We start from the raw sequence: 12,648 nt of genomic DNA on the forward strand, positions 1-12,648 counted from the left end.
GTACTTGGGTTTTCAACGAATCTTAAGTTGCTGGTCCTTGATATACCACCCCATAATGTCTATTCTAGCGGTCTGTTTCGTTTTGTCATCAAAGTAGGTTACTGGTACGCTTAAAACCTGCTGGCTTCTTGGCGAGGTTAAGAAGGAATGAAAATCAGGAATGAAGTCGTAGTCCTTGCTGGATACTTCCGATAGACCGTTTTCTTCTCGTATTTTGCCACGACTGGTGTACTTGAAGAAGTCAAAACTCTTACCTTGTCTTTCTAGTCGATCAGCCTCTAATTGATATCTTGTCACCTGATCACCGATATTTTTAGTCGTCTTGAGGTAACGCATGATTTCTGCATTCTTGTAGTAAAGAGCGACGAGATTTTTTAGACGTTGACTAGGGTCCAGAGAGTGTAACTTGTCTGGAAAAGACAAAATTTGTATGCTATGAACAGAGGCTAAAGGGACAGCAGCGATGCCTGATAAGAGATTATCTTGTTCAAAGAGGGAGACGGTATCAAAATGACTGGTATGACCAAGCTGATGTCTTATGTCAACAACAAAGAGGTTATTGTCCTGTTTAAAAGTGATAATGTAGGTATCACTTGGACCTAAGTTTTTAAAATCATATTCTAGGGTAGTAATAGGAATATTGTAGTAGTGGTTAAAGGTTGGAAGTCCTAGTTTTTCTCCTAATTTCTTTTTATGATAAAGCATTCTCTTATTTTAGCATGAAGTTTGACCGGAGAAAAGATGACTCATAGGGCTTAATTTTTTTTGAGGGATTCAAATTTCTAACTCTTTACGTATGTGTCCTGAATTGGGAGAATTAGATAAATAACATTAAGAGAACGTGGAAAGCGTTCTCTTTGTTTTTTCTCATACTAACTCTCGGAGGTTCAATTATGAAATCAAATCAGAAAAAATTACGTGCTAAACAAAGACAATCAAGAAATATGGTTATTGTGTCATTGATGAATGATACAGGATGGTCACGTGAAAAAGTAGTTGAATCTTTGAAGGAACTTGAAGAGTATAACTTGATTAAGTTTCCTAAACAAGGTGGTATGATGCTGAAAGTTGGGGAGGTAAGGTAATGGCTTACGGTAGAATTTCTTTAGAGCAGGCTTTGAATAGCGACAATTTCTATCAACTTCCAAAAGTGGTTATTAAATCTAAGTATTACCGCAAACTGAAAGCAGAAGCTAAGTTGATGTTTATGCTTTGCCGTGACCGTTTAAGTGCTTCGCTTGATAGCACTCGTAAAGGTGACTTACGATTCGTGGATGACTTGGGCGATATTTTTATTTATTACAACATTGAGGACTTGTCTGAAGACCTTGGTTGTGGTCGAGATAAAGTCATGAAGTTGAAAAAAGAGTTAATTAAATATGGGCTGATTGATGAAGTTAGACAAGGTTTAAATAAGGCTAATCGCATCTATGTCAAGAACGCTATCACAGATATTCAAATTCTTAATATGGAATTTGAGGAAGCTCAACAGCTCTTAAACCCAGTGAAATCAACGGAAGTCGAAAAAGCCGACTTCCGGAAGTCGGAAAATACGACTTCAAGAAGTCGTGAAATCAGACTTCAAGAAGTCGCAAATTACGACTCAACTTATACTAAAGTGAGTGAGATTAAAGAGAGTAATAATAAAGTCAGTCATTTTGATGATGATGAGGAAATGGCTCACTCTAGTCAAGATGATAAATATCAAAATACGCTAAACCGTAAAGTTGACGAAGTGACAAAGTACGATAGAGATTATATTTGGGGACTTGTATATGAACGTCTAAGACAAGAGAGGTTCTCAAAAGCTTCAGCAGATTTTGTAATGCGTCACTTTGATGAACGTTATCAATACGCCCTGGAAAATATGCGTTACGCATCCTCTACAGAAAAAATTGCAGAATTTGTCTTTAATGGCATCCTAGCTGTTTTCAATCAAGAGAAACGAAAACAAGAAAATGCTAATGGATGACCTGGCAAATATAAGTAAGTACCTTCTTGAAAGCATGACCTGGATAAGTCGTTAAACTGTCACAAATGTTTTTTAGGAGGTAGCAAAATGAAATTTGCTAACAAACTTACCGCTAAAGCTATGCTTGCAGTCGCTCTTCTTGGAGTGGGTGGTGCAACAATCAGTGCTGTTCAGCACAAGGCAGGTGATAATGTCGCACACGCAGACACTCCAGTAAGACGTTACTATGAGTACCGCCGAATTCGTGGAAGTCTCTATTACCGTAGTGTCCTAAAAGGCTATGCTAATGGCGTTGGATGGGTCTATGACAGCGTTGGCCCTTGGATTTCAACTGGTATGTAACAAGCTGCTTTAGCTTTGACCTTAGCAGGTCTTAAAACTGCTTGGTGTTCCTTGAAAACTGAATAATAATCTTTCGTCCTGATTAGTGATACTTAAGGCATAAAATAAAGAAATGGGGGCGAAAGCGTAGCTAGTAGAAGTATATCTAGCGCCTGGTATCAAGTATAACAAAGGCACGCTTACAGGAAGTAAGTGCTAACGAGGTAGGACCCACAGTTTAAATTGTGTGGTTGGTCAAGCGGGCCGTGGCTACCAGCCTTAATGAGTTCGAGGTGAACAAAGCTATAAACCTTACGTCAAAATGCAGATTTAACTATTTTGGGGTTAAACAAAAGCAAAAAAAGGAGTTCGAAATGAATGATACTCTTTTGAGATTATCTGATCTCAGGCAACTCGGTCTTGAAGGTGGTGTACTGCTATATCTTCAAGACGGTACCGTTGCCAAATGTCGGCCAAAGTTCGCAGCAATTCAAAAAAAAGAGCGAAAAAATGGACGACTTGTAAACGTGGAAGAGATTGTGCCTTTTGCAACTATATTTCAAGCAATATCAGTCGTTAAACGGAATAATTTAGTTATTGCAAGAAAATTTGTGCAAAACAACCAATCCTTCCTTCGCTTAAGCGGTGTTGGTTATCACCGCAAGGAAAAGAAAAGAGAGGTACGAGACTTTGAATAAAGCAAAATTTATTTCACTTATCTCAACAGCAGTGCTTGCAACTGCATCATCAGGGGTTTTCGCTGATGAAACAACGCCTGTTATTGACGGATCAACTAGCCCAACGGTTAGCGTGACTGCTCCTGTTCCAACAGATAAGTCAACAGACAAGGCTCCTGATACGAGTGCTAGTCATGTATCAGACGGGACTTCTGGTGTTACAGCACCTACAACACCTGTGACACCAGCTCCTCCAACAACACCAAAGTCTGAGGAAAAACCATCCACTTCTGAGACGGTGAAGTCAAAAACAACTGCTTCTAACAGTCAAATTCCTGACCCAAATAAGGTAACGGATAAAGCTCCTGAAGCTAAACCGTCAACTGAGAAACAAGCAGCAGCCACTGAAACAGAGGCGTTACCACACACTGGTGATGACACTGCCCTTACAGTAAGCCTTACAAGCCTAGGCGCATTTCTTATTGCAGCAGGACTTGGTTTCTTGCCAAAACGTAAGAAGGACTAGATGGATTACCTAAAACCAATTTTAGGAATTCTTTTATCATTTGTAATTTTAATTGGTCTTAATATGCTATACATTTTAATCGGCCGTTATATTACAAATTTTAAAAAATTATCAGGACGGTTTGAATGGCTTGATAAACCCGTCTTAAAGAAGAGGTCTTCAGCAACCTCTACACAAAAAAACCCCGACGGCCATCGGGGTTAGTTAAAAATTTATAAAAATTTAAAACTTACATCGACATTATAGCATAATAATGTCAGAAAATAAATAAACCTAATCATTAAAATACAAGCCAGTTAGATTTCATTTAACCAAGAACTACGATAAGACATTGGTTAGTAGCGAGTGCTTTTAGGAGCGTAACGGGGTTCGATTCCCTGGCTCGTTATTTGTTTGAATATTGACCTAGATAAGTCAATAAACTGTCTATGAAATCTAACTGTCCTTTGTATAGATGGAGGTTCTATCATGATTGAATATAAACAAGAAGCTCCACAAGTCATCTTACTAGAAGATGAACCTTGTGTGATTATTGAAGAAGACTAACTAGAGGCTGATGCCTCTTTTTTGCGAAACAAAGGAGAAATAATAAAAATGGAAGTTGTTACAAAAATTATTACTGTCATGGGTTCATTGGTCGCTATTGGTGGCCTAGGATGGGCATTTGTAGGTGCAATTGAGTTTTTCCAAGGGAAAAAAAACCAAAACCCACAGCAAACCGATAACGGAATGGCAGGTATGGTTTATGGTGGCGGACTAGCTGCTGTATCAGCAGGTATTGCAGCTGCAATTGTTGGTGCGATCAACGCAATTCAATTTTAAAAGATATTTAGAAAGATATTAAAGCATTAGTAATTATGATATAATAAGAAAAAGATTAGGAAAGAGGTTGATGATTATGAATAGAGAAGAATGGATTGACTATTACGAAAGTATCAATGGTCATAAACCATCTATTTCAGAGGTTTATGAAGCCGAAAAAAATGGTGATATTTTTGTAATTTCTGAGTCATCTACTCCTTTAACTGTCGAAAGTCAGGATTATATTTCAAATCATAGTCCTAACTATCGCAAAAAATCAGCCTGGAGAAGCCTTTGGAATGCACTGACATTTATCTTCAGTGTTTTATGGGGGTTGGTAAAACTTGCTTTCTCACTTGCTTTATTTATAGTTAATATTATTTTGACCATTTTCTTCTTTTTTGTACGTATCATAGGTTTTGTTTTTCTCTTATCACGTTAATATTTATCATGAAGTGTTTCAGACACTTCTTTTTTTATCCTTAAAGTATGAAGGGAGGACTATGGACGAACTTATAAAAAACATGACAAAAAGTTTAAGGCAATATAATAGCGCTGCAAACCAAGCTGTTATTGGTATTAATAAAAGTTTTGTTGTAGTAGGATATATTATTGTTAGTTTCTTTTTGTTAGTAGAAATGATGTCCTGGTACAAGTATCTTAAGCAACAAGGCGGAGAACTGACTTATCGTCTCATGTTAGAAGTTGCTTTAAAGTATCTTATTGCATACTTTCTAGTAGCCCTGTCAAGCCAAATTGTTGTTGCTATTATGCAGGTTACTAGTCTATTGATACGTATGGTTGGAGCTAACGTATCGAATGATCTTTTTGAATTTACAGCTCTTAAAAAAGGAAATTGGGTCATTAGGGCGGTTGTAAATGCACTAGCATATCTTTGCGGTGCCACAGCCTTGATGCTAACAAATATCCTAGTATTTATGAGATTTATTGAACTTTATCTCTACAGAGCCGTATCGCCTTTAATCGTTGCTTTTTGGATGTCTGATGACACAAGAAGCATTGCGACTAATTTATTGAGAAAGACTACCGCAGCTGCCCTCCAAGGACTTTTGATTGTCATTTTATTGGTTATTTGGCATGCCTTCGGAGTGCAAACCGATATTGACCTAGCTAATGCAGATTGGATAAAAACATTTGCATCAGGTTTTTCTTATATTGGAAAGTGCATTTTATTTGTTTGGTTGCTCTTAGGTTCACAACGGATGGCAAGATCACTTCTCCAAGCTAACTAAATGGAGGTATACAGTTGAATAAAAGTAAATTAGGGTCGATTTTCCTAAAAGAAATTGATCAGTATGAAAGATCGGTTGTAGGCGGTATGACGGCCCGCATTTTTATAATGGTCTTAGGTGTAGGAACTGTCGTTATGATTGGTGTCTTACCAACAGTTTTTTGGTCTATTCCTGACCTATATATGTATATGGTGGTTGTTCTAGGAACACCACCTTTTATCGTCTATGGGCTTAAGTTGGACGGGATTGTTAAAGAACGAATGCTATTTATATTAACAATTCAAGAAAGAAGCTATCAAACTGATGATGATTTCACAGCATTTGGAAATAACATGGAGGTAACTTATGGTAATTCTGCCTTTTCACAAGCAAAAGATGTCCACGAATGGAATTAAGCCATCTCTTACACAAGAGGAGCTAGCGGAACTTTTTGAAGAAGCCGAAGTTTGGAAGCTTGGACTTAATCGTCAACGTGATTTGAATACACCTTCAGGTGTTATTCTTGGGAGCTCAGGAAGTGGTAAAAAGGTAACAGTTAGTTCAATGGAAATAATTCCAACTTTATTTAAAAACATATATGATAGATGATGATTTCACAGCATTTGGAAATAAGGAGGTAACTTATGGCAATTCTGCCTTTTCGCAAGCAAAAGATGTCCACGAATGGAATTAAGCCAACTCTTACACAAGAGGAGCTAGAACGTGGGAAACAGCTACAAAAAGCATTAAAAAAATCAACTCAAAATACAATTAAGTACACGAGTCTTTTTGAAGATGGACTCATGCACATTACAGGTCGTGAGTTTTCACGGACCTATGCCTTGGGTGATGCTAACTACATTACCGCAAGTGATGATGAAAAATCAGATATTATAGATTACTATGCTGATGCTTTAAATGTCTTAGACAGTGATAACACCTATCAACTCACGGTCATTAACCGTCCTTTACCTGACAATGCTGTAGAGCAAATTTCTTATGATAGAGTAAATGATGGTTTCAATGATTATCGTGATGAATACAACAAAATAATTAAAGATCGTTTTGATAAGGAACAAAATAACTTTGAGGTTAAAAAATTTGTTACAGTTTCTACAATAGCTGAAGATAGAAAAATGGCCTACCGTAGGCTTAATGACGTTGAAAACAACTTTACAGCTCAATTCCAGGCGGTAGATGTTGATTTCAAGGTATTAAATGGCTCAGATCGATTAAATATCTTCTCTGATATTCTTAGAGGTAATCCATACTTGAACCTTGATTACCGTGACCTTATCCGAAGTGGTCTTGGTACCAAGTCATTTATTGCACCTGGTTCAATTTGGTTCCAACCTAAAATGATGAAGATTGATAATCAATTTGGACGTGTAATGTTTGTCAGAAATTATCCGAATTTCCTTAATGATCGTTTGATTAAGTCGCTCGTAGATGTTGGTATTGAATTAGTTATCAATGTTTTAGCACGTCCTTATGATGTAGGTGAGTCCTTGAAAAAAATCAATAATGCAGAGGCGGCTATCAAAATGGATATGGTCAAAAGTCAAAAAGCAGGGGCTCGTGATGGTATTTCACAGGAACTTGCTACTGGTGGGGTTGCTGCGGAACTTGCTGAAGAAGCCGAAGTTTGGAAGTCTGAAATACAGGATAATGACCAAAAAATTTATTCAGGCATTTTCACAGTCTTCTTTAAAGCGGATAGCGAAGAAGAGCTAGAAGATTTTACAAGTCGAGTTAAGGCTGCTGGACGTAAGCATGGCGCAGAATTTGATGTAGCCTCTTACCAACAAGAAAATGGTCTTAATTCAACTTTACCGATTGGCATTCCGTTCCTTGAAGTGAAACAAAATTATATGCGTGACATGACAACCTCTAATATTGTGACACAGGTCCCTTTCACGAACGTTGACCTTCAAAGTAAGAGCCCCTGGGCAGTCTATTATGGCCAAAACCAATTAAGCCATAATTCGATTACCCTTGATCGTCAACGTGATTTGAATACACCTTCAGGTGTTATTCTTGGGAGCTCAGGAAGTGGTAAGTCGGTAACAGTTAAATCAATGGAAGTAATTCCAACATTATTGAAAAACATATATGATAGAGTCATCATAGTAGACCCTGAAGATGAGTATAGTGATATCGGACGAGAATTTGGAGCACAGATGATAGATATTTACCCAGGTTCTCAGACTCACCTTAACCTGCTTGACTTGCCTGATATGGATAAACTGGATGCTGAAGATGGAGATCCAATTGCTCAAAAATCTTCATTGTTGATTGGTTTCTTTGAAAACGTTCTTACAGAAGTTACAGATGCCCAGGTGTCTATTATTGACCGTGTAACTCACTTAACTTACGAACGTTTCCAAGATAAAGGACGTATGCCAACCCTTAAAGATTGGCATGATATTATGTTAGATCAACCAGAACAAGAAGCTAGAGATATGGCAATTGCTTCTGAAACCTATGCTAAAGGTTCTCAGGATATTTTCTCTTATGAAACTAATGTAGATATCAATGACCGCTTTGTTATCTTCAATTTGAAAAAACTTGATGGGAAATTGAAGCCTTTCGCACTGATGGTTATTCAAGACTATATTTGGAATATGGTTGTTAACAATCAAGGAAAATTTACTACACGTATTTACTTTGATGAAATGCAAAACCAATTTCAAACTGATAATCAGGCGCTATTTTTCACTAACTTGTACGCCCGTGTCCGTAAATATGGGGCAATCCCTACGGGAATTACTCAGAACGTGGAAACGTTGCTTGATCGTACTGAAGGACGAAAGTTGTTAAACAACTCAGAATTTGTTGTCCTTCTGAAACAAAAAGGGTCTGATGCCCGTGAATTGGCAGCTATGTATGAATTGACAGAAAGTCAATTAAGATACGTAACGAAACCTAAAGCAAAGGGAACAGGTATTATTATTGCAGGCGGAACAGTGGTTCCTTTTGAAAACCCAATCCCAAACACTACGAAATTATTTAAACTAATTGCAACAGATGCTTATTCTGAAGCAGGTGCATAGAGGTGATAGATAATCACCTCTTTTTTCATATCTAAATAGAAAGGGGTGATTATTTCTTGAGTAATAATCAATCGCCAAAAAGTAGATACTCTCAAAGAAAACAAGAAATCAGTCAGGCTGTTCAAAGGCATAATAACAATAGAGGCCGAATTGCACAGCGAGGTGCTAATAAAGAGTATAAAGAAGCTAAGGCCGCTTATCGGGAAGCTGCTAAGAACTATCGTAAAGGAGGGGGAGCTGAAGCTCTCAAACTTAAGAAGAAGAATAAAGATAACTTAAGGATTGCTCGTAAGACAAAGAAGATAGTTAAAAAGACAAACCCGACAAAGACTCAGAAGATTACAAGAGCTGTTGCTCAAACAGGTACAAGCGCTGTTACTTCTTATATTGCATCAGGTCTAAGTCAAGATGAAGATTTAGCGGAAATTGTAAATCATACGAGAACGTCAAAAAATGCCATTCACGGTGCTAAAAAAGGTGCCAGAGGTATCGGAAGAGTATCTAAAGCAACAGGTAGGGGTGTTGTTAAGGGCTCTCGTTTTGCCAAACGTTCAACGAAATCAGCAGGAAGAGTCGCAAAAAGGACTGCTAAGAATGCTAGGCGTGCTGCACAGGCAAGTGTCAAAGGAGCCAGAAGAGCCTTGCAAGTGGCTCAGCTAGCTATTAAGGCTGCTGCTGCTGCTGTCAACGGAGCGATTGCTTTCTTTGCGACACCAGTTGGTTGGGTGGTTGCTGTAATTCTGGCTTTAATGTTACTTGTGGTCATGGTCACTGGTGTATTCTCGTCAAATATTGTTCAACAAACAGATTTCAGTTTAAATGACTCTTGGGTCCAATTATCTAAGACAGACCGTAAAAAATCGAATGATAAGGTTGAATACTACACAGATATTGATGAAATTCTACTATACATGAATTACCGTTACGGAGGAGAATGGGAACCATCTGCCAAGTGGGAAGATGGTAATGGTGGCAAATGGGCAGGAAAATTTGGTCTAAACCATTTCTCAGATGCTCTTGATGATATTTGGAAGCAGGAAAACGAAGACCCAAACAACCTGAAGACAATGAAAGATGTCTATACAAACGGGAAAGAGTGGACCAAACTCAGTAAGTCTGATCGTGAAGAATATGAAGAAATTCTTGAAAATGCAAAGGAGTCAGGGAAATACCCTGGAATGCAAGAACTTCAAAACCCTCTATATAACGCTGCTGATGATAAAAGTCAGTCTGAAGGAGTCATGATAGAAAAACGTTATGGTTATACAGCAAAAGATAAGTTTAGCTATAACACTACTATTAAGGCCTCTTCAGGTCAAAAACTTTATGCGCCTATGGACGGAAAAGTTGAGGTTGGAAAATCTACACTAAAGACCTTTAAAACGAACCTTCCAAAGGATAAGAAGGAAAGCGAAGAAAAGAAACAGAAGACTAATATCATTATCTATACAGATGATGCAGAGTTTATTTTCTATAACGTTTCAGGAGCTCGTGTTAAGTCTGGAGACAAGATTGAAGAGGGGACTGAATTAGGGGCTGTTCAAGGTAATGGGCAAGAAATTGCCTATGCTAAACGCAAAGAGACTTTGGATAGCAGTGATAAGTCTGACAAACGGTATTATGACGAAGCCAAATATCTTGAGAAACGTGATGAAGATAATGAGGATTCCAGAACCTTCACCCGTAACGTAGATAAAAAAGGGAAGAAGATTGATAAATGGCAAATCGTCAATCCTGGTTTTTACTTTCCCTTTGTTGCTTACAGCCAACATACCCAAGTGACAACGACAGAGACAGCAGGTGAAATGAGTGGACGAGCAAAACAACTTTATGATTTAGTCAAGAAGTCCCTTCCTGAAGCAACCGACAACGGAATTGCTGCAATGGCAGGGTGTTTTGGTGTAGAGTCTCAAATTGAGCCTAAACGTGCTGAAGGAGATTATCTCTCCCCTCCTGTCGGAGCTTCTGCTGACTCATGGGAAAATGAGGAATGGTTGAATATGGGAGGCCCTGCTATTTATGGTGGAGGTTTCCCAAACATTCTTCACCGTGGACTCGGTCTAGGACAGTGGACAGATACAGCAGATGGGGCAACACGTCACACACTCTTACTTGAATATGCTAAGAAGATTGATAAAAAATGGTACACGCTTGACGCTCAAGTCCGTTTCATGCTTGAAGGGGATAACCCCTACTATATCAATATTCTGAAAAGCGTATTGACAAGTAATGATGATGTAGATACTCTGACGAGTCGTTTTCTTTCCCAATGGGAAGGTGTTCCAGGCGATAAAATTAGCGAACGTCAAAAGATTGCAAAACAGGCTTTGACTTGGTTCCATCAAACACCTAAGAGCTCTGGCACAGGTTCAGGGCCAGGAGGGACTAAAGCCTCTTCATGGGACTTCCCTAGTGAATATGAAGGTAAACTGAAATGGGGTCAACCGTCTAGTAACACTGTGACAGGCTATCCAGGAAATAATTACCCTGCAGGACAGTGTACTTTCTATGTTTGGAACCGAGTACACGAAACCTGGGGACTTGATGTAGCTCCACAACTTGGGAACGGTCAAGATTGGGTTGCTAACCTTGTAGCTCAAAACGGTTGGCATACTACCTCAACCCCGCAAGTTGGGGCCGTATGTTCAACTGCTGGTGGCTTTGACGGTACTTTAGGTATCTATGGGCATGTAATGTTTGTTGAGCACGTTAATGATGATGGTTCATTCTTGGTTTCTGAGCTTAACTATACTTTTGTCCAAGATAAGGTCCATTGGAGGGTTGTCAATAATGCAAATTATTATAGTTTCGCTATGCCTCCTGGACAGTAAAATACAATGAAAGAAAGGTCTATTATGATTGATACATTCAAAGTTAAAATTTTAAAAGGAGTAGGAATTGCTATTGTGGTGGTTCTGATCTTCGTTATTGGGTTCGGTGTTGGACATATTGGAAAGTCAACACAGAAAGTGTCAGCTCCTAAAACAAAAAAAGTTGCTGAAGGAACAGAATTGACCCAGGACTATATCAGGAAATTCTTGATTGCCTATTACACGAAGAAGGACCTAGAGGAGAACCGTTCTCGTTATAAACCATTTATGACTGATGGACTATATACGTCTGTTGTCAATATGGAAAATGAACCCGTTAATCAAACTTATAAGGGTTATGTGGTTGACCAGGCTTTCAAATCAGCTGATATCTTTATTGATGAAAATAACAACACAGCCATTGCCACAATCAACTATACAAATACACTTCTGAAAAATAAGGGCGACTATAAAGATGCTCAGAAGAATGTTGCTAGTAAAAATACACTGCGCCTAACATTTACTAAAGATGGTAAAAAGTTCAAGGTCAATAACATGAGCTACCTTATTGTTACAGACTCAGCAAATGTTACAGACACTACTAATAGCTATGGCACACTAGAGAGTGCTTCAAGCTCTGGAAGTAATACCTCTGCTTCTACTGGTACTAGCGGAAGCGGAAATGCTACTTCACCAACCTCTACAGACTCTTTAAACAGTGAGGAATAATCAGATGGAATTTAAAGATTTTAAACAAAGGCTTGATGAATTATCCAGAACGTTACCGAGTCAGTATAGGGATGAGAACAGGGAAGGAGTACAGGCTTTAATTCCTTATGGTACTGGTTATATCCAATTTGAGATGTATCTAGGTGAGTGTCCAAATCTTTATATGGTTGTTAAGGGGCGGAAAGTGCTAGAACGTCTTTATGATTACATTATAGAGGCGTGGGAGGACGATAATCTGGACTACAATGAACCAAACTTGGAATTTAGTGAAAACAACACAGTGATTAGGATGAGCGTACTCATTTCTAACAGTGGCTTGTTAAAACCACGAACAGCTAACAGGCTAAAACAGGCTTGCGATCAACTTGAATGTTTGCTAGTAGATGTAGATGAAGGCGGTGCAGTTTTATTAAACTATGATGCCGATGAGTTTTTATTTAATAATAAGTATGTTCACCCAGAAGGACTAGCTGATGATCCTGTTTTTGCTAACTGCAATATCATGCTTGAACGTAAACAATGAAAGG

The 12,648-nt window shown here is 38.4% G+C and carries 14 protein-coding genes; 13 read left to right on the forward strand and 1 reads right to left on the reverse strand.

Annotated elements, in window-relative coordinates:
* Positions 1 to 12 precede the first annotated feature (12 nt).
* The gene (locus H7U01_RS02015; RefSeq protein WP_260318064.1) at positions 13 to 705 is read right to left on the reverse strand and encodes a hypothetical protein; all 693 of its coding nucleotides are present in this window, start codon (positions 703 to 705) and stop codon (positions 13 to 15) included.
* A 188-nt stretch (positions 706 to 893) separates the two neighbouring features.
* Between H7U01_RS02015 and H7U01_RS02020 the strand changes: the two genes are divergently transcribed.
* From H7U01_RS02020 to H7U01_RS02080, 13 genes are all read left to right on the forward strand, one after another.
* Positions 894 to 1,085 carry a hypothetical protein gene (locus H7U01_RS02020; protein ID WP_037599306.1) on the forward strand — a complete coding sequence of 64 codons (192 nt, stop codon included), beginning with the start codon at positions 894 to 896 and terminating at the stop codon, positions 1,083 to 1,085.
* The gene (locus tag H7U01_RS02025; protein WP_201041041.1) at positions 1,085 to 1,972 is read left to right on the forward strand and encodes a replication initiator protein A; all 888 of its coding nucleotides are present in this window, start codon (positions 1,085 to 1,087) and stop codon (positions 1,970 to 1,972) included. Before H7U01_RS02020 ends, H7U01_RS02025 begins: the two co-directional genes overlap by 1 nt.
* Positions 1,973 to 2,059: 87 nt before the next feature.
* Positions 2,060 to 2,314 carry a hypothetical protein gene (locus H7U01_RS02030; protein WP_201041042.1) on the forward strand — a complete coding sequence of 85 codons (255 nt, stop codon included), beginning with the start codon at positions 2,060 to 2,062 and terminating at the stop codon, positions 2,312 to 2,314.
* Positions 2,315 to 2,667: 353 nt separating this feature from the next.
* Positions 2,668 to 2,991, forward strand: a complete 324-nt coding sequence (locus tag H7U01_RS02035) for a hypothetical protein (RefSeq protein WP_201041043.1) — start codon at positions 2,668 to 2,670, stop codon at positions 2,989 to 2,991.
* On the forward strand, positions 2,984 to 3,496 hold the full coding sequence (locus H7U01_RS02040) for an LPXTG cell wall anchor domain-containing protein (protein ID WP_201041044.1): 513 nt from the start codon (positions 2,984 to 2,986) through the stop codon (positions 3,494 to 3,496). The genes H7U01_RS02035 and H7U01_RS02040 overlap by 8 nt, the downstream gene beginning before the upstream one ends.
* Before the next feature lie 594 nt (positions 3,497 to 4,090).
* Positions 4,091 to 4,318, forward strand: a complete 228-nt coding sequence (locus H7U01_RS02045; RefSeq protein WP_201041045.1) for a hypothetical protein — start codon at positions 4,091 to 4,093, stop codon at positions 4,316 to 4,318.
* Positions 4,319 to 4,394: 76 nt separating this feature from the next.
* Positions 4,395 to 4,739 (forward strand): hypothetical protein, encoded by a 345-nt coding sequence (locus tag H7U01_RS02050; RefSeq protein WP_142390727.1) that lies wholly within the window; start codon positions 4,395 to 4,397, stop codon positions 4,737 to 4,739.
* Between the two features lie 61 nt (positions 4,740 to 4,800).
* A complete protein-coding gene (locus H7U01_RS02055) occupies positions 4,801 to 5,550 on the forward strand; it encodes a hypothetical protein (protein ID WP_037599298.1) in 750 nt (249 codons plus the stop codon).
* A gap of 14 nt (positions 5,551 to 5,564) precedes the next feature.
* Positions 5,565 to 5,945, forward strand: coding sequence for a hypothetical protein (locus tag H7U01_RS02060; protein ID WP_037599297.1), 381 nt, complete (start codon positions 5,565 to 5,567; stop codon positions 5,943 to 5,945).
* A gap of 228 nt (positions 5,946 to 6,173) precedes the next feature.
* The gene (locus H7U01_RS02065) at positions 6,174 to 8,582 is read left to right on the forward strand and encodes a VirB4-like conjugal transfer ATPase, CD1110 family (RefSeq protein ID WP_239667998.1); all 2,409 of its coding nucleotides are present in this window, start codon (positions 6,174 to 6,176) and stop codon (positions 8,580 to 8,582) included.
* A 56-nt stretch (positions 8,583 to 8,638) separates the two neighbouring features.
* Positions 8,639 to 11,413 (forward strand): phage tail tip lysozyme, encoded by a 2,775-nt coding sequence (locus tag H7U01_RS02070; RefSeq protein WP_201041046.1) that lies wholly within the window; start codon positions 8,639 to 8,641, stop codon positions 11,411 to 11,413.
* Positions 11,414 to 11,437: 24 nt separating this feature from the next.
* Positions 11,438 to 12,121 carry a hypothetical protein gene (locus H7U01_RS02075; protein WP_201041047.1) on the forward strand — a complete coding sequence of 228 codons (684 nt, stop codon included), beginning with the start codon at positions 11,438 to 11,440 and terminating at the stop codon, positions 12,119 to 12,121.
* Between the two features lie 4 nt (positions 12,122 to 12,125).
* Positions 12,126 to 12,644, forward strand: a complete 519-nt coding sequence (locus H7U01_RS02080; protein ID WP_201041048.1) for a hypothetical protein — start codon at positions 12,126 to 12,128, stop codon at positions 12,642 to 12,644.
* The last annotated feature ends 4 nt before the right edge of the window (positions 12,645 to 12,648 follow it).

The organism is Streptococcus sp. 21.1, from assembly GCF_016648635.1.
Lineage (GTDB): Bacteria > Bacillota > Bacilli > Lactobacillales > Streptococcaceae > Streptococcus.

Coding starts and splice junctions, on each gene's coding strand:
- H7U01_RS02015 (WP_260318064.1), bottom strand. CDS start 705: ATGCTTTATCATAAAAAGAAATTAGGAGAAAAACTAGGACTTCCAACC.
- H7U01_RS02020 (WP_037599306.1), top strand. CDS start 894: ATGAAATCAAATCAGAAAAAATTACGTGCTAAACAAAGACAATCAAGA.
- H7U01_RS02025 (WP_201041041.1), top strand. CDS start 1,085: ATGGCTTACGGTAGAATTTCTTTAGAGCAGGCTTTGAATAGCGACAAT.
- H7U01_RS02030 (WP_201041042.1), top strand. CDS start 2,060: ATGAAATTTGCTAACAAACTTACCGCTAAAGCTATGCTTGCAGTCGCT.
- H7U01_RS02035 (WP_201041043.1), top strand. CDS start 2,668: ATGAATGATACTCTTTTGAGATTATCTGATCTCAGGCAACTCGGTCTT.
- H7U01_RS02045 (WP_201041045.1), top strand. CDS start 4,091: ATGGAAGTTGTTACAAAAATTATTACTGTCATGGGTTCATTGGTCGCT.
- H7U01_RS02050 (WP_142390727.1), top strand. CDS start 4,395: ATGAATAGAGAAGAATGGATTGACTATTACGAAAGTATCAATGGTCAT.
- H7U01_RS02055 (WP_037599298.1), top strand. CDS start 4,801: ATGGACGAACTTATAAAAAACATGACAAAAAGTTTAAGGCAATATAAT.
- H7U01_RS02065 (WP_239667998.1), top strand. CDS start 6,174: ATGGCAATTCTGCCTTTTCGCAAGCAAAAGATGTCCACGAATGGAATT.
- H7U01_RS02075 (WP_201041047.1), top strand. CDS start 11,438: ATGATTGATACATTCAAAGTTAAAATTTTAAAAGGAGTAGGAATTGCT.
- H7U01_RS02080 (WP_201041048.1), top strand. CDS start 12,126: ATGGAATTTAAAGATTTTAAACAAAGGCTTGATGAATTATCCAGAACG.